25 protein-coding genes are annotated in these 16,888 nt (G+C 26.2%); 8 read left to right on the top strand and 17 right to left on the bottom strand.

All coding sequences use genetic code 11. The features are described 5' to 3' along the window. Positions 1-55: 55 nt before the first annotated feature. From CJ670_RS00370 to CJ670_RS11020, 3 genes are all read right to left on the bottom strand, one after another. Positions 56-280: a recombinase family protein gene (locus CJ670_RS00370; RefSeq protein ID WP_105938432.1), complete on the bottom strand. Its 225-nt coding sequence runs from the start codon at positions 278-280 to the stop codon at positions 56-58. A gap of 122 nt (positions 281-402) precedes the next feature. Continuing rightward, positions 403-1,020 carry a Fic/DOC family protein gene (locus CJ670_RS00365; protein ID WP_105938431.1) on the bottom strand — a complete coding sequence of 206 codons (618 nt, stop codon included), beginning with the start codon at positions 1,018-1,020 and terminating at the stop codon, positions 403-405. Beyond that, the gene (locus CJ670_RS11020; RefSeq protein ID WP_258237463.1) at positions 1,020-1,154 is read right to left on the bottom strand and encodes a hypothetical protein; all 135 of its coding nucleotides are present in this window, start codon (positions 1,152-1,154) and stop codon (positions 1,020-1,022) included. The genes CJ670_RS00365 and CJ670_RS11020 overlap by 1 nt, the downstream gene beginning before the upstream one ends. Positions 1,155-1,361: 207 nt before the next feature. Between CJ670_RS11020 and CJ670_RS00360 the strand changes: the two genes are divergently transcribed. The 7 genes from CJ670_RS00360 to CJ670_RS00325 all read left to right on the top strand — a co-directional run bounded on the left by CJ670_RS00360 (position 1,362) and on the right by CJ670_RS00325 (position 6,300). Beyond that, a complete protein-coding gene (locus CJ670_RS00360; RefSeq protein WP_105938430.1) occupies positions 1,362-1,949 on the top strand; it encodes a tyrosine-type recombinase/integrase in 588 nt (195 codons plus the stop codon). 309 nt (positions 1,950-2,258) lie between these two features. Next, entirely contained in the window at positions 2,259-3,026 is a 768-nt protein-coding gene (locus CJ670_RS00355; RefSeq protein ID WP_105938429.1) for a hypothetical protein, read from the top strand. 376 nt (positions 3,027-3,402) lie between these two features. Next, complete coding sequence (locus CJ670_RS00345; protein WP_105909376.1) at positions 3,403-3,708, top strand: hypothetical protein; 306 nt, start codon at positions 3,403-3,405, stop codon at positions 3,706-3,708. Continuing rightward, complete coding sequence (locus tag CJ670_RS00340; RefSeq protein ID WP_105909375.1) at positions 3,709-4,638, top strand: helix-turn-helix transcriptional regulator; 930 nt, start codon at positions 3,709-3,711, stop codon at positions 4,636-4,638. It abuts the gene before it with no gap. Between the two features lie 64 nt (positions 4,639-4,702). Further along, positions 4,703-5,224 (top strand): hypothetical protein, encoded by a 522-nt coding sequence (locus tag CJ670_RS00335; RefSeq protein ID WP_105909374.1) that lies wholly within the window; start codon positions 4,703-4,705, stop codon positions 5,222-5,224. A 9-nt stretch (positions 5,225-5,233) separates the two neighbouring features. Further along, a complete protein-coding gene (locus CJ670_RS00330; protein ID WP_105909373.1) occupies positions 5,234-5,674 on the top strand; it encodes a hypothetical protein in 441 nt (146 codons plus the stop codon). Then, a complete protein-coding gene (locus CJ670_RS00325; RefSeq protein WP_228154177.1) occupies positions 5,674-6,300 on the top strand; it encodes a metallophosphoesterase family protein in 627 nt (208 codons plus the stop codon). The genes CJ670_RS00330 and CJ670_RS00325 overlap by 1 nt, the downstream gene beginning before the upstream one ends. 462 nt (positions 6,301-6,762) lie before the next feature. Here CJ670_RS00325 and CJ670_RS00320 read toward each other — a convergent pair whose 3' ends face one another. The 8 genes from CJ670_RS00320 to CJ670_RS00285 form a co-directional block, all read right to left on the bottom strand. Then, positions 6,763-7,626 (bottom strand): hypothetical protein, encoded by an 864-nt coding sequence (locus CJ670_RS00320; RefSeq protein WP_133161055.1) that lies wholly within the window; start codon positions 7,624-7,626, stop codon positions 6,763-6,765. Between the two features lie 62 nt (positions 7,627-7,688). Next, positions 7,689-8,420, bottom strand: coding sequence for a hypothetical protein (locus tag CJ670_RS00315; protein WP_105938427.1), 732 nt, complete (start codon positions 8,418-8,420; stop codon positions 7,689-7,691). Positions 8,421-8,605: 185 nt separating this feature from the next. Further along, positions 8,606-8,890, bottom strand: a complete 285-nt coding sequence (locus CJ670_RS00310; protein ID WP_105938426.1) for an immunoglobulin-like domain-containing protein — start codon at positions 8,888-8,890, stop codon at positions 8,606-8,608. Next, positions 8,887-9,090, bottom strand: a complete 204-nt coding sequence (locus tag CJ670_RS00305) for a hypothetical protein (protein WP_105938425.1) — start codon at positions 9,088-9,090, stop codon at positions 8,887-8,889. The genes CJ670_RS00310 and CJ670_RS00305 overlap by 4 nt, the downstream gene beginning before the upstream one ends. Beyond that, positions 9,084-9,620, bottom strand: a complete 537-nt coding sequence (locus CJ670_RS00300) for a DMP19 family protein (protein WP_105938424.1) — start codon at positions 9,618-9,620, stop codon at positions 9,084-9,086. The genes CJ670_RS00305 and CJ670_RS00300 overlap by 7 nt, the downstream gene beginning before the upstream one ends. Next, complete coding sequence (locus CJ670_RS00295) at positions 9,617-9,922, bottom strand: DUF2958 domain-containing protein (RefSeq protein ID WP_105938423.1); 306 nt, start codon at positions 9,920-9,922, stop codon at positions 9,617-9,619. The genes CJ670_RS00300 and CJ670_RS00295 overlap by 4 nt, the downstream gene beginning before the upstream one ends. A gap of 662 nt (positions 9,923-10,584) precedes the next feature. After that, complete coding sequence (locus CJ670_RS00290) at positions 10,585-10,875, bottom strand: thioredoxin family protein (protein ID WP_105938422.1); 291 nt, start codon at positions 10,873-10,875, stop codon at positions 10,585-10,587. Positions 10,876-10,879: 4 nt separating this feature from the next. After that, on the bottom strand, positions 10,880-11,845 hold the full coding sequence (locus tag CJ670_RS00285; protein WP_105938421.1) for a permease: 966 nt from the start codon (positions 11,843-11,845) through the stop codon (positions 10,880-10,882). Between the two features lie 121 nt (positions 11,846-11,966). Between CJ670_RS00285 and CJ670_RS00280 the strand changes: the two genes are divergently transcribed. Further along, positions 11,967-12,419 (top strand): protein-tyrosine phosphatase family protein, encoded by a 453-nt coding sequence (locus CJ670_RS00280; protein ID WP_105938420.1) that lies wholly within the window; start codon positions 11,967-11,969, stop codon positions 12,417-12,419. A 35-nt stretch (positions 12,420-12,454) separates the two neighbouring features. Here CJ670_RS00280 and CJ670_RS00275 read toward each other — a convergent pair whose 3' ends face one another. The 6 genes from CJ670_RS00275 to CJ670_RS00250 all read right to left on the bottom strand — a co-directional run bounded on the left by CJ670_RS00275 (position 12,455) and on the right by CJ670_RS00250 (position 16,858). Further along, on the bottom strand, positions 12,455-12,748 hold the full coding sequence (locus CJ670_RS00275) for a type II toxin-antitoxin system RelE/ParE family toxin (protein ID WP_105938419.1): 294 nt from the start codon (positions 12,746-12,748) through the stop codon (positions 12,455-12,457). After that, complete coding sequence (locus CJ670_RS00270) at positions 12,748-12,948, bottom strand: addiction module protein (protein WP_105938418.1); 201 nt, start codon at positions 12,946-12,948, stop codon at positions 12,748-12,750. Before CJ670_RS00270 ends, CJ670_RS00275 begins: the two co-directional genes overlap by 1 nt. A gap of 73 nt (positions 12,949-13,021) precedes the next feature. Continuing rightward, positions 13,022-14,752: an arsenical pump-driving ATPase gene (arsA, locus tag CJ670_RS00265; RefSeq protein ID WP_105938417.1), complete on the bottom strand. Its 1,731-nt coding sequence runs from the start codon at positions 14,750-14,752 to the stop codon at positions 13,022-13,024. Position 14,753: 1 nt separating this feature from the next. Beyond that, positions 14,754-15,077, bottom strand: coding sequence for an arsenite efflux transporter metallochaperone ArsD (arsD, locus tag CJ670_RS00260; RefSeq protein ID WP_105938416.1), 324 nt, complete (start codon positions 15,075-15,077; stop codon positions 14,754-14,756). Positions 15,078-15,164: 87 nt separating this feature from the next. Continuing rightward, positions 15,165-15,575 carry an arsenate reductase ArsC gene (locus CJ670_RS00255; protein ID WP_105938415.1) on the bottom strand — a complete coding sequence of 137 codons (411 nt, stop codon included), beginning with the start codon at positions 15,573-15,575 and terminating at the stop codon, positions 15,165-15,167. A 32-nt stretch (positions 15,576-15,607) separates the two neighbouring features. After that, positions 15,608-16,858: an arsenic transporter gene (locus CJ670_RS00250; protein WP_105911175.1), complete on the bottom strand. Its 1,251-nt coding sequence runs from the start codon at positions 16,856-16,858 to the stop codon at positions 15,608-15,610. Positions 16,859-16,888: the final 30 nt, after the last annotated feature.

The raw sequence follows: 16,888 nt of genomic DNA, 5'->3' as shown, positions 1-16,888 counted from the left end.
AGAATACTCTAAAACTTAGCTCAACCTTATAGACGCATCATAAAGATTTCATGGCTCACTTTGAAATGCGCACGGTGGCCAAATCATTATGCGTCAAGTGGCCAAGTGTCAATGCGCGCGGTGGCCAAATTCTTTGCGTCCCTACACTAGATACTTCAACTTCAATAAAATCTTCAATTTGGATTTTTTTATTAAATGCAAATTCTAAGATTTTATGTTTCTGATTTTCTAAAGTTTGTTTATCTGTAGATACTCTAATATAAGCATAATATTTACTCATTTTTTACCTCTTATAAGTTTAATCCTAATGATTATATGTAGGATTATCTTACTTATTCCTGTAGGTTGAGCATCTATGCGATTAAAAATTAGTTGTCTAGATGAACGGTTAGAGGTATAATTTTAGAGAGTAGATTTTTGTAAACCTTTTGTTATTATATTTTTAATTTTTTCACAATCTGCAATCATACAATCAATTGATGCATTTATGTATTCATTATTTTCTAGTGCTTCTTCATAGTTAATATATTCGTAACCATTATATGTAACTATCATATCAAAGAATAATCTTAGAGTTCTTCCATTCCCTTCATTAAAAGGATGTAGAACATTTAGTTCACAAATATAAAAAGATAGCCTATCTATAAATTCAGATTTTTTAGAAATATCTTCATAGTTCTTTAGAAAATTGTCATTTTTTAATTTTGTAAATATCTCTTTTGAAAAAGAGTCTAAATTTAGATAAGGGCAAAACATACTTTCATCTTTTGAAATATTTACAGTTCTATATTTTCCTGCCCAAGTATATAAAGGTGCAAAAATTGTTTCATGAACTTTACATAAATATTTTTCATCAAAGTTAATGTTTTCATTCAATTCATTGTGAAGTTTTTCATAAGCTCTAACTAATAATTCTTTTTCAATTTCAGTTAGTATTTCAAGTTCTTTGATTTCTAGTTTATTTATAGGAACATCACTATTTTCATAGTAAATGTGATTTGAAGGTAGATAATATTTCATTATTTAATTAAAGACAAATACTCTTTAACTTTTTTTAATACTACTTTATCCTTAACTGGAGCATAACCTTCGATTTGATTTGAAACAGTTGCAGATTTTAATGCTTTTTCTTTAGAAAATGGTGTTTTACTCATAACTAAACTCCTAATATTTGTAATTATAACAAAAACTTCAATAATTAACTATTATAAGTTTTATAACATCAGTAATTAATTTTATATCATTGTAATTAAACCACATAATTTGGGGTAGTTCATCAGCTTTAAAGTCATAATGTCAGTCATTTGTGATTTTAAAGCACCTAAAATAGCCTTATAAAAGATAAATTATGAGGTAACATTATGAAAAAGAAAAAATTCACTAAAATCAGAGAAAATATAACAGAAGTTGAGTACCAAAAACTTTTAACATATTTAAATGGAAAAGAAGATTTAACTACTAACACTAAAAACAATCTAAGAAGAACTTTTATTCTATTATATTTTACAGGTATGAGAGTTAATGAAGTAAAACAATTAAAAGTAAAAGATATAAATACTATATTTGAAAAAGAAGAACTAATTATTGTTACTCATAAAACTAGAAAAGAAAGAAAACTTTTCTTTTCAAAAGAAGCAATTAAACAGATTAAAAAACATTTTGTGTTTAATGATAACTCAAAAGATGAAGATTTTATTATAACAACAAAAGGTAATACTTTAAAAACTCCAAATAGTTCAACATTTATTGCTAAAGTAAATAGTTTTATTCAAGAAGTTTTAGGACATAGATATTCTTCTCACTCTTTTAGAGCAGGAATTATTACTGATATGTCAAAATCAATTAATCCAAAATTTATAAAAGAGTTCATAGGTCATAGTGACATAAAAACCACTATGAGGTATATTAGACCTACAGACGAAGATTTAAAGAAGTGTTTGATAAGGTAAAACCAACTTTTTATTTTAAAAGCTTATTTTTTATTCCATAACCCCTAAAGGTTTGTGGAATTTTGTAGTTTTTACTTTTTGAACACTTTATGGTACAGGAAATACTAATATAAGTATTTAGTGTTCTAAAAACTAGAGGTTATGATACGTTTAAAATGAATTATAAAAAATATTCGTAATTTGAGAGAAAGTGTTATTTAAAATGAGAAGGCATATATGTTTTTGTGACTTTTAATATCTTATTTGTTAGAGTACATAAAATAACAATGTATTATATACATCTAAAATCTTTATTACAAAAGAGAATCAATGAATGAACAATTAAAAAAACTATATGAAAAAGAATTTGATAAAAAGATACTAAAGTCAAAATTTACTCAAGAAGAAATTGAAAAAATATCAGCACCTTTTTTATTATCAATTGAAGAAGAAAAATATTTACAGGCTAAAACAAAAATATTATATATTGGAAAAGAAACTAATAAATGGTGGGGGAAACTTAAACACTTTATAGAGTTTGACAATTCAATAGATATTTTAAGACAAAGATATAGAGTCGAATTTGATGGAGGCAAGGTTTTAGCATCAAATAAAAAAGGTAATGGAGATGGCTATACAAGTTATAAAAAAGAAGATTGGGCTTCTAATGCATTTTTCAGTAAGTTTAATTATATAAAAAATAATACAAAAGATTTAGACTCTTATGTAATATGGACAGAACTTTTAAAATGTGATAGTGGTGCCAAAGGTTCATCTAGAAACTCTAACCATATAGAAGAAGTTGTTGAAATATCAAAAAGGGTATTAAAAAGAGAAATTGACATTTTAAAACCAGATTTTATAGTATTTGTTACGGCAACATCTCAAAATACAAAAGAATATGATGATATTATAAAAGAAGTGCTAGAAGGATATATAACAGAAAAAGGGTCACTTATTAAAGGTAAGTATTGGAAATTTACCTATGATAATATTATATGTTACAGAACTCAACATCCACTTAGTTATCAATTTTCTAAAAATAAAACTATTGATTTTTATGAAAAAATTGTACATGATATAAAATACAACTCGTAAACAGACATTAAGCTGCCATTTTTACATATATACTTTTAGTATGAAATATATAAATAAACAACCACTTAAACAATTTATTATAGAGTCTATAAAAGAAACTGCCCTTTTTTCTAAAAACAAAAAAAGCTTTATCAAGTTTGTAAAAGTCAATAGAAAATGGGATTTTAAAAAAGTAACTAAGAATACACCTTTAACATTTTCTATAGAATTTCAAAATAAAAATAAAGGTACTTTACTTATACCTTGTCAATATAAAAATAAACATATACAGATATTAGTAGATAAAAACTATCAATTGGTCAAATTTACTAAAAGTAAGATATTATACAAGTCATTTAAATTTTACAATGACAAATCATTTATATAGGTAGAGAAAATGGATTTTGAAGATTTTAATACTATATCAAATATAGAAGGTGAGATAAAAGGTTTCTCAAAACTTATTGAGTGGAATGAATTTGAAAAAACTGTAAAAATAGAGTTAGACAAATATATCAATACTTTTAAAGGTATTTATATATCACTAATGCATAATGATTTATCTCTTTTAGAGATTAATACTAAAATGGAAAACTGTATAGGAACTTTTGATGATAATATTGAAATGATGTTTACTACTGATAACAATCAAGAGATAGAAAAAGATAAAGTATTTGTAAAACTTTTAATTTTTGGAATATAAATGACATACAAACACGACTACGATAAAATCTTAACAAGACTAACAACCATTCTTCAAAGACTAAATGATGGCGAAGCTCTAAGTGTAACTGAATTAGCTAATGAGTTTAATGTAAGTTCTAGAACAATACAAAGAGATTTCAATGAAAGACTTATAGCTTTTCCTGTAGTTCAAATAAATAAAAAATGGCAAATGCAAGATGGATTTAAAATAGAAAAATCAAACTCTTTAGAAGATACTTTAGTTCTTGATATTATTGAAAAGCTTAGTGAAAATGTAGGTGGTAGTTTTTATTCAAGAGCTAAAAAACTATTATCTAAAATAAAAAATGAAGAATATAATCCTATATATGCAAAATTAGATTTAGAAGATATAAGTGATAAACTATCTGAAATACAAACTTTAGAATCAACAATCAAATCTAAAACTATTATAGATTGTAAATATAAACTCCAAAACAATAAAACATATGATATTACAGTTAAACCATTAAAGATAGTAAACTATGAAGGTTTTTGGTATTTAATAGCATTAGATAATAGAAATGATGAATTAAAAAAATACTATTTAAAAAATATCTCAAATATAAAACCTATAGATGAAACATTTACTACTACAAAAGAACTAGATAAACTCTTAGATAACTCTATATCTATTTGGTTTCAAAAAGATGTAGAACCTTTTGATGTAAAACTATATATTGACCAAATAGTATCAAAATACTTTCAAAGAAAACCTATATCTAAAACACAAACTATTGAATCAATAAACTCTGATGGAAGTATAGAGATAAATATAAAAGCTACTAGTGAGATGGAAATATTACCTATAGTTAAATATTGGCTTCCTCATATTAAAGTTTTAGAGCCTAAATGGATTGATGATATAGTTAAGAAAGATTTAGAGAAATATTTAAAAAAGTTTATATAATAAAAATACAGACATAAAGCTATCATATTTAAATACTATAATTTTAACTAAAAGGAAATTTCATATGGAAACAATTGATATTACAGGGAAAAGTGGAGCGAAGTATAAGTTTGTAAAAATTGGAAAAGCTTTTTTTGCAGATGAGCCACTGAAAGCTAAGTTTAATGGCAATGATTTATTAAACTGGAAATTAAAACTTAATCTTTTAGTAGATGAGGATATTCTAAATGCAGAGCAATCTGCATATTTAATTTTAGATAGTGATGAAATCATATATGTTGGATATTATTCAAATAGTCTAAAAGATAGATGGTGGAAAAAAAAAGGATATTTCTGGCATGGAGAAATTGTTGACAACGAAGTTAATAAACGATTAAAGGAAAATCCTAAAAAAGACATTACTCTTTGGATATCAATAAATCCATATGCATATACAGAAGATGGAATCAAAGTAAATATCAGTAAATTTATAGAAGATGATATCATTATGTCTAGAGAGAAAGGTTTAATAAATAAAGTAGGTACAAACTTATCTATTGATAAAAAAAACACTAAACCCGTTTCAGAAATTTTAAATTTTATATAAGTAGGAACCATGTTAGACCATTATGAAGAATTTGAATTAGAAAAAGAATATTTACAAATTTGGGATAAAATTAGATACAAAAAAGTTGATGAAATCTATAGTTTTACAGAAGAAGTTATCAGTTTATTAGATAAACATATTGATGATAAAATACTGTTTAATAACGATTATGAAAAAATTCAAAATTTATTCAAAAAGATGAAACAAAAAAACTTTTTTTATCAATCATCTAGTGCTAAAGAGATTATAAAGTTATCAAATCCTAAATTTGAAAAAGTCTATAAATTCAAAGAATGTGTAAGGCAATTAAAATATATTGGAGAAGATACTAATTATTTAAAAAATGGAAACTTATATAAATCTACTCACTCTAATGGAGCTAGATATATCATTAATGTAGATGGAAATGATATTAATATAGGTTACAAATATATGCAAAGGTTAAGTTAATGAATATTCTACATACTACCGATCTACACTTTAACAAACAATGGTTTAAGTGGATAGAAGAGAAACAAGGTGACTATGATGTGTTTTGTATCACTGGAGATTTTTTAGAAGATTCTAAAAAAGAAACACTACCTAAACAAATAGAGTGGATAACAAATTGGATGAACAATTTTAAAAAGCCACTATTTGTATGTAGTGGAAACCATGATATAGAAGAGTTAGATAATGAAGAATGGTTAATTAAAATACCAAATATTTATAGTGACAATAGTATAAAAACAATAAATGGTATAAAATTTGGATGTATACCCTATATAGCACCTGATTTTATAGAGTTTGATGATTGTGATATTATCTTATATCATCTACCACCAGCTAAAACTAAAACAGCTATACATAAAGAAAGTGTCGATGATTGGGGTGATAAAGAATTATATAGACTGCTAAAAAATAAAATTATCACTCCAAAATATATTTTATGTGGACATATGCATCATCCAATTAATTCTAGTGATATAATAAATTCAACTACTATTAGTAATCCTGGAAGTAACAAAAATAAAATTACTCCAAACTATTCATCTTTTTCTTTAAAAGAATTAAACACTATTAACTATATTGATTGAGACTATTCAGCACTTTCTATAAGTCTCTGATAGTTCTAGATTTTAGCAGAGTTAATCTTACATATCTTTACATTTTGATCAATTTTTATCAAATAAGAGTTTTTCCACAAAGAGTAATTTTTGGAGCATATTCCAAAAGTAAGGTTTTTAAATTACATAACTCAACGTACTTTATTTTCTCTAAAGATGTTTAAACAATATAATTTAATATATTTTATATGCTTAATAATTTGATTTCTTTATTATATAGATAAATATTTTTTAGTACCAATTACTATATATAGCTATCTTTTGATTAAATAATCAGACTTTTAGTAGTGGTATAATTTTAAAATGATATTTTTCAAAATGTATATTTTAATAGACTAAAAATAAATATAAAATTTATTACTAATTAATTTTATTTAACCTAAAAAAGGTAGAATATAGTTCTACCTTTTTTTTTAATTTTATTAAAACTAATCAATCTCTAATTAAAGGAATAGAAATATTTATATTTTTATAGCCTTGTTGACCTTCTATTCCATCAATTGGATTTACATATTCAATTTTATTACTTATCAATGCCGAACGAATAAAAATATTTATATTTTTTAATTCTGAAGCATCATTAATAAAAACTGAAAAATTCATGGTTTTTATTTGACTTTGCTTCCAATCAGTTTCCCAACCTTCAATCATAAAATACTCAGATGAAATTGTTTGTTTGATATTTCCATTCCAAAGTTTACTTTTAGAAGGATAATTTTTTGTAGCTAAGGTCGAATTATTTTTGATTATATCTAAATTTTTATATTGAGGAAAGCCAATAGATATACCACCTTTTGTACCTAGATATGGTAGATTATTTGTAACAGTTATTTTAAAATCTACATAAGAATTAGGTATTATATTTGAAGGATATTCAATTTCCAATAGTATACCATTTTCATTATATTGTTTTTTTATAACACTGTTTTCAATCTTCTCAACAATTTGTTGACTACTTGAATCATTATATACTTCTTTATTTTGCCAAATAGCTTTTACTACAACTTTTGAAACACCATCAGCATTTGTATATCTGTATTCACCATCTCCTTTTACTATTATATCGATTAACGTACCTTTAGCAACTGTAGTTCCTTTTGGAATACCTTCAACATAAATAACTGTTTCTTTGGATACTGTTGAAATATTTTCAGTTCCTGAAACTAACATACTATTTGCATCAATCCTTTGAATAATTTTTCCAACTAACTGATAATACTTACCTTCGCTATTATATGGTAATTCGTTTAGAATAATTTCTGGAGGAGCGACTTTATTCCCGTTATATTCTTTCAAAGTTTCTGCATTTAAAAAACTATAAATTAGGAATAAACTGAAGATAATTTTTTTTAATTTCATTATTTTTTATCTTCTTCTTTTCTTGTATTTATTTCAATTTTAAATAACACCAAAATTATTGTAAGAAAAACAAAAACTCCAAATGCTATACCTACAAATGATAATAAAGTTAGAGCTTCAGCCTTTTCAAAGTTACTAGCAAATATTTCTGAGTTGATTCTATCTTTTTCGCTTTTAAGTTGCTCTAAATATTCATTATATAACCAATCAATATAACTTCCACATCTTAATGAATTATCTTTAAAATATTGATAATTTTTTACAATATTATTACTATCTTCTTTAAGAAGTTTGAAAAATTCAATAGCTTTATCCTCATCTGAAAGAGAGATAATGTTTTTTGAAAAATTATTTTTGAATATATCTTTTATTTGTGTAGTATTATAATAATTAACTAGCATTTCTGAATCTAATATTTTTGTTTCACAAATATTAAGATTTTTTACAGTTATTTCAGTAGCTTCTTCAATAATTTTATCAAGCTCAGATTGTTCCTTTTGTACAACAGTTTTATCATCATTTGTTGTTTGAATGTTTTGTTTTATTTCTTGCTTCTCTTCTTTTTTTGTAAAATAATCATTAGAATCTATTTTTGTAATTTTAATAGTTTCATCTGGAGAATTTGAAAACTTTGCTAATGCAACAAAAGCACCAATTAATACCGCTATAAATGCAAGACCTGTAAGAAAAAGAATGAATTTTCTAGAAATCGAAAGAAATTTATTTTCCAATGTAATACCCCTATTTTTATTTTAATAATATTGTATCAATAAATAAGTCAATTTTTTATTAATTATAATCTTTTAAAGTATTAGTTTTTATTTAGTATTTTAAAATTACAATTATCTAAATGTTGACATATAATACTTATAAGTACAAAAAAAGCAGAATTATCTGCCTTTTTTGTACTTATTATTTAATACATAAGTGAAATATGTTCTTCCATCATTTTGAAGAATCTTTTTGAATCTTCTATAAGTTTCATTTTATCACTTACATATGATATTTGTTCAAATTCAATATCATTTTTTCCTGCTATTGTATTCCATGTATCATCTTTTAGTATTTCAGCTTTAAATCTATAATCAAAGCCTAGTGGTGTTCCATTTCTATTATCATAAGTTAGTTTGAACTTTTTATTGTTATGTTCAATAAATCTAATAATAGCTGTATTATTAGTTACTTCTTTAATTGTTTTCATGGGAATTCTACTCCTTTTTCTTTTATTTCTATAATCAGTAGCTCTGGTACTTCAAACACTTTTGAAAGTGTTTGAATATCTCCTTTACTGTTAAATATATTTCTATATAAAGTTTTAGGGTCTAAGTTATATTGGTCATCTTCACAAATATCAATTATATGTTTTTGTAAAGATATCTCTAATTCCTCAAAATCTAACATTTTGATTCTCCTATAATTTTTTGTTTTATATAATCATTTATTAATTCCATAAATTCATCACATAATTCGTAATATTGATTATCTAATGCTCTTAGATAATCATAATTTAGAATTTCATCATCTTCTTCTTCAATTTCAAACTTTTTAAGTATCTTCAAAACTTTTAATGATAATTCATCTTCTTTAAGTTCAGTTTTTTCAAAAAGTTTTATTAATTCATTGTGTAATGGTATTGATGAGGAGTGTTTGTAAAAACACCCTCCATCTCCATTCGCATATCCATTATCAAAATATTGAATATGTCCTCCGTTACAAATTTGTTGATTGTATTTTCCAATCAACACAGCAAATTTTGCAAATGAATCATAAGTATCTTCAAACCAATCTAGAATCTCTTTATATGTATAGCCAATATAATTAGTCTGCCACTCTTGGTACATCATATTTAATGTAGCTTGGTGGAAATCATTATCATCAACTTCCATACAAAGTAATTTATCTATTAATTTTTTGCTTGGTACTATATTCATTGTAATTCCTTTATCTGTCCAAAAGGTTGTTCTTTAAAATGTATATCTCTTTCAATATGTAATCCTAGAGGTCCTTTTATTTGTTCTAATTCTTCTAGGCTAAAATATCCCCATTCAGGATAGTGTCCATTTACAAATCCAAAGAATATTTTTTCATTTTTGTCATACTCTACTGCATACCAAGTCCAATTACTATCAGGTGTGAAGAATTTAATCTTCACAATTTTATCTTTTGTTGCAATATTTTCAGTTGCATACAATGGTGGTAGTTTTTCTGCCTGCTCGTCGCTTAGTAGTTTCATTTAATCTCCTTTATTTCTTTAATTCAATTAAATAATATCTATGGAAATGTTGTTACTATAATAAATTAATTTGATAGAAATATCTTAGAAAAATCTATTGAAAATATCTTATTTGATATTTTTATTTTTATATAGAAATTAACAAAATATAGGATGTATAGGTAATATAAGTAAATTTTAAAATTGATAATATTTTTTATGTTTAATTATATAATTTAAGTTTTCATATTTTATAATGAATCATATTTAAAAAATATTCAAATAATATTTTTTAACGGTACTGGTTTTTTGACGGTACTGAATACGGTACTGTATTCCAAGAATTCCCTATTTTATAGTTACTCTATAGTTTTTCGAGTCCTTCACGACCACCAGCTATTAATTCTTCAAAATCCAAAAAATACTATAAAGTTTTAAACTTACCATAAAATAGGAATTCTTAAGTCCTATAACATTCATCAAAATACTACTAAATTCAGTTATAACAAAAAAATTGCGGTACAATTTACGGTATAAACTTTATTAATAAGATTTGTACCGTAAAAATGCCTAAACACATTAAAACACTTACTGATACTGAAGTAAAAAATTTAAAACCTAAAGAGAAAGATTATAAATTAAGTGATGCAATGGAGTGGTAAATTAATTTTCCATCTATTATTTTACTTACTTCCACAACATCCACTAGGTGTATTTTCACTTGTACTACAACAAGCTTCATCACCTTTTAAAAAACCAACTATCGCTTCAACACTTAAAATTTTTCCTGTACTTTTTACAACTCCATCAACAACAAGTGCTGGTGTACTCATAACTCCATAGTTCATAATTTCAACTATATCTTCTACTTTTTTAACTTCGTGAAATCCACCAACTTTTGCTACTGCTTGTTTTGTTGCCTCTTCTAAAGCCTTACATTTTGTACAACCTGTTCCTAAAATCTCTATTTTCATTTTTTCATCCTATTAAATAATTAAATAAATAACCAGCTAAAAGTATAGCTAGACCTACTACTGTAAAAAAGATTGCTATTAACTTCAAGCTTAAAACTCTTTTTAAAATCAAAGCTTCTGGAAGACTTAGTGCCACAACTGCCATCATAAAAGATAGTGCCGTTCCTAAAAGCATTCCTTTTTGAGTTAAAACTTCAACTAGTGGTAAAATACCAGCAGCATTTGAATACATAGGAATTCCCATAACAACAGCAACTATTGGAGCATACCAAACATCTCCACCTGCATATTTACTTATAAATTCAGCTGGAATATATCCATGAATAAATGCTCCAATTCCAACTCCAATAATTACATATAAATAAATCTTTTTAAATATATCAACTGTATATTCCCATGATTCTTTTAATCTTGAAGATATTAAAGCTGTATCTTCATTTGAATTTCCACAACAACTATTTATTGGTTTAACTTCAATTAAAACCTCTTTTTCTAAATTCATAGCTCCAATTATAAGTCCAGCTACAATTGCTATTAACAGAGCAAAACCTACATAAAGTAAAGTAATCTTCCAACCAAAAAGTGAAACTAGTAAGGCAATTACAACAGCATCACTAAGTGGTGCAGAGATTAGATATGAAAATGTAACTCCTAAGGGAATTCTTGCTTGCAAAAAACCTAAAAAAAGTGGAATTGCACTACAAGAACAAAATGGTGTTAATATTCCAAAAAAAGCTGCAAAAATATGTCCAATAAGTTTATGTTTTCCAACTAAATAATCTCTTATTTTTTCAACAGGAAAATAGCTTCGCAAAAATGTCACTAAAAAAATAATTGTAATTAAAAGTATAAATATTTTTATAGTGTCATAAATAAAAAAGTGTAAAGCCTCACCCAAATGGCTTCCCTTTTCAAGTCCTAAATTATCAAATACAAATATCGCACTTAAATTTACTAACCAGTCAAACATATTGACCTCCTAAAATCAAATTATCTTCAAATCATATCAGAATAAAAACTAAATATCAAGATATATTGATATATTTATATTATTTTGATACAATTCAAAAATTATTCACAAAGGACAAAATATGAATGAAACTCACATCTCAAAACTATGGTCTGTGTTACCAAATAAATTATATGGAATGCCTGTTCCAGAAGAAAAAGATTTACAAAATTTAGCTCAAGCGGGAATAAAATCAATAGTTTGTTTACTTGAAGATAATAGCAATATAGAAAACTACAATAAAAATGGTTTCAAAAACCTATGGCTTCCAGTTGCAGATGATAAAGCCCCTACTTTTGAGCAAGTAGAAAAACTTGTAGAGTTCATCGATGAACAAAACAAAAACAATAATCCAGTGGCAATTCACTGTCAAGGTGGAAAAGGAAGAACGGGAACTTTAATAGCTAGTTATTTAATAGCAAAAGGTGCATTTTTTGATGAAGCTATGGAAAAAATCGAAGCGAATCAACCAAATGCTATAAAAAAAGATTTTCAAATAAACTTCTTAAAAGAACTTTCTAATAAAGTGAAATAAAAGTTCAAATTTTGGACTTTATTGAATTTATTAGTTTAATTTATTCTATCAATCCAATAATCAGGATTTCTATGATGATGAGCTATTGCAATAACTAGAATGATATCACCTTCTATAGAATACAAAATATTAAAAGGGAATTTATTTATAATACATTTCCTAATATCTTTTTTAACTTTTATAAACATACTAGGAAATTTTTGGATTCTTTTTAAGGCATTATATACTTCACTTGTAAACTTATTACCTAAATTAGTTTGATGTTCTTCATAATATTCTTGGGAATCATAAAACTCTTGTTCAGCAAGTTCTAAAAATAAAACTTTCATTATTTAAAAATATTTTCCATAGGAACAGCTTTAAGTTCACCTTTTCTATAAGCTTCCAATCTTTTATCAGCTTCATCTGCCCAGATTTGCTCTATTTCTTCATCAGGCTTATCTATGCTTTTGAAAAGTTCATCGATAAGTTTTGTTCTTTCATTTACATTTAATGCTAAGGCTTGTTCTAATAATTCATTTATACCCATAATCTAACCTTTTATCTATTCATTATTCTAAATATATTATAACTAAATACTAAATTCAAATACAATTAAATAATTAATCTGCCACCCAAGGCTTAATCAAAGTCTTAGAACTCAGACTCTCTTTTATCTCTTTGATATATTTAATCTCATTTAAGGCTTTTTGGCAAAGCAAATTATTTGAACTATTTGTCAAAGCAAAACTTCTGTTTATTACCCAAGCATAGGGTTTTATTCCTGCTCTTTTTAAATCCTCTTGTAAATCTTTTGCTTCGTGTGTTGGTGTTGCTTCTGGAAGTGTTACAAGCAGGATTTTTGTATATTTTTCATCTTTTATTCTTGGTAAAAGTTCAATTAACTCCTCTTCTAAAGCATCATTTTTATTTTTTAAAACCTCTTTATGATAGGCTTGTGAAGCATCAAGTAAAAGCAAAGTATGTCCAGTTGGAGCGGTATCAAGTACCACAAAACTATTTTTTGCTTTTGATACAGTTTTTGCAAAGGCTTTAAAAACAGCTATCTCTTCAATACAAGGAGTACTTAACTCCTCTTTTAAAAGTGCCATATCTTCAGCAGATATTTTGCCTTCATTTTGTTCTATTACTTCATCGATGTGTTTTTGGGTTTCTATTTTTGGGTCTATTTTTTCGATTGACAGATTCTCATTTGTTTTTGAAACATACTCCAAATGTGATGCTGGATCTGTTGTAGAAAGTATTACTTTATGACCTCTTAAAGCTAGTGCTAAAGCAATATTTGAAGCTATTGTAGTTTTTCCAACACCACCTTTTCCCATAGTCATAATCAAACCATTTTTATCTTTTTCAAAATCATCTATTAAACTATCCCAAGAATAAGTATCTTCTAAAATATCTTTTAAAGAGTTTTGCAGTTTTTCTTTTGCATTTTCATACTCTTTTGGAGTAGTGTTATTGATGATATTATTTAGGGCTTCAAGTCCAACTGCACCGTTTGGATAAAATCCAATGGTTGTTTTTTCTAAAGTTTTTATAGTTTCATCAATATTTTGCAAAGCTTTATTTGATTTTTCTTCAAAACTTTTTGCAATACTATCTTCATCCTTTGCTTTGAAAACTCCATTTATGATTAAGTGTTGATTTTTTATTCCTTGATTTGCCAACTCAATTGATGCTTTTGAAGCTTCAATCAAAGATAATTCCTCAGCTCTTGAAACTAAAATCAAAAGAGTTTTATCTTTATTTTTTAGATTTTCAACTACATTTTCATACAGCTTTTTATTTTCACTAAGTCCTGAAACAGCTCCTAAACATGAACTTCCCGTGCTATTATCTTCAATAAAACTATTCCAAGCACTTGGAAGTTTTAAAAGTCTTAAAGTGTGTCCAGTTGGTGCAGTATCTAAAATAATATGGTCATAATTTTTTGAAATATCCGCATCTCCAACATATTTTGAAAACTCATTAAATCCTGCAATTTCCACAGTACAAGCTCCACTTAACTGCTCTTCCATTTGCTCAATTGCACTTTTTGGCAAAATTCCCCTAAAAGGTGCAACCATCTTTTCTTTATATTCATATGCAGCAACGACTGGATTTATATTCATAGCTTCAAGATTTTCTAAACCATTGACTTTTGTTGGAGTTGAATTTAGTTTTGTTTCTAATACTTCATCCAAATTTGAAGCAGGATCTGTTGAAATAAGAAGTACTTTTTTGCCCTTTTTTGCTAATGCCACACTAATGGCACAAGACATAGAAGTTTTTCCAACTCCTCCTTTTCCTGTGAAAAAAAGAAATTGTGGTATTTTTTTTATTAAATTTTTCATATTAAAACTTCACAACAAAAGAGCCTAAACCCATTTTTGAACTAAGCTGTGGAACAGTTGGATAATCACCTTTAAAAAGTAATTCATCATCTAAAAAAATCAAAGGCAAAGACTCAACTCCATCTTCATTTAGAAGTTTAGAGACTTCACTATTTGTTACATACTCTTGTGGATTTGTACTTAAACCAAACCGTTTTACTGTAAACATATTTTTATCTAAAGAGTTTAAAAAATTTGATAATTGAACTAACTTTGTATCAACACTTGTTCCACAAACTCCTGTTGGGCAACACATCGCTGGGTCATATATTTTTAAAGTTTTCATATTTTTTCCTTTTTATTTTTATTACAAATACTTTAGTTTAAAAATATTTGTAATAAAAACTCATAAGAGGAAAAACCTCTTATAATATTATTTTAAAGCCTCAAGAACTTTTGGAAGTAAAACTTCTTCAATCTCTTTATATGTAGCTTCAAATGCTTCAAAACCTTTTCCATCTGGGTCTTCAAATCCCACATGAATTTTTGCTACTGGTTTTGGAAACATTGGGCAAGTTTCATTTGCATGGTCACAAACAGTTACTATTAAATCATACTCATTGTCTATTACTGTATCAAGTGTTTTTGAGTGGTATTCTTCTTTCCAAATCCCTTTTTCTTCAAGAAGTTTTTTAGCATTTGGATTTACTCTTCCACTTGCTTTAACACCACTACTATGAGCGATAATTCCCTCTAATTTTGCATTTATTAGGGCTTCTGCAATAATACTTCTACAAGAATTTCCTGTACATAAAATCAAAACTCTTTTTTCTAAATTACTCATTTTTTTTCCTTTTTATTAAATTAAATTTTTATTCAAATTGCCAAAAGTACTATAAATAGTACAGGCGGTGTGATAATCAAACCAAATTTACTATATTGTGCAAATGATATTTTTACACCTTTTTTCGCTAAAACATGCAACCAAAGTAAAGTAGCAAGACTTCCAAATGGTGTCATTTTTGGTCCAAGATTACATCCAACTATATTTGCATAAATCATCGCTTGATTTCCTATGTCACTTAAGGCTATATCCATAATCATAATTGTTGGCATATTATTCATAATAGCACTTAAAAATGCTGCTATAAATCCTGTTCCAATTACTGCAATTGTGTCACCTCTTAGGCTTAAATCTTTTAAAACAATAGTTAAATAATCAGTAAGTCCTGCATTTTTAAGTCCATAAACCACAATATAAAGCCCAATACTAAACCAAACAACTTGCCAAGGAGCTTCTTTTATAATTGATATTGGTTTTACAGCTTTTGATAGTGTAGCAATCATTAAAAAAATCAATCCCCCACCCAAAGCAAAGAGTGAAACTGGTAAACCATAAATATCTCCAACAAAATAACCAATAAGTAAAATTGCTAAAAATACCCAAGAAAAATAGAATAATTTCATATTTTTAATAACACTTTTTGGCTCTTTCAAAAGAGATATATCAACAGTTTTTGGAATATCTTTTCGTAAAATCAACCATAAAAAAACAATTGAAGCAATAACACTTACGATAAAAGGAATTATCATATCAAAGAAATATTGGGCAAATCCGATATTAAAATAGTTTGCAGTTACAATATTTGTAAGATTTGAAAATACAAAAGGAAGCGATGCACTATCACTTATAAATCCACCTGCAAGTAAAAAAGCGACTATTGTTTTAATATTTAGCTGTAAAATTCTCATTTTTGCTAACAAAATTGGAGTCAAAATCAAAGCCGCTCCATCATTTGCAAAAAGTGCTGAAACGAACGCCCCTAATAAAATAGAATAAATAAACATCAAAATTCCATTTCCATTTGAAAACTTCGCCATTTTCAAAGCACACCATTCAAAAAATCCTATTTCATCTAAAACCATAGATAAAATAATAATTCCAATAAATGCCAAAGTTGCATCCCAAACAATATTGCTTACAATTAAAACATCATTTAAACTAACAACTCCAATAATTAAAGCAATTATTGCTCCAATTACAGCGGTTGTTCCTATTTGTAAGCCCTTTGGTTGCCATATTACAAAAATCAAAGTTATTAGAAAAATCAAACTAGCAACTAACATTTTACTCCTTTATTGTATCTGTATATCAAG

Source organism: Arcobacter cryaerophilus gv. crypticus, from assembly GCF_002993025.1.
In the GTDB taxonomy this organism is placed as follows: domain Bacteria; phylum Campylobacterota; class Campylobacteria; order Campylobacterales; family Arcobacteraceae; genus Aliarcobacter; species Aliarcobacter cryaerophilus_B.
Note: the sequence above shows the minus strand (reverse complement) of the source record. Positions and strands in the feature narration are given on the sequence as shown.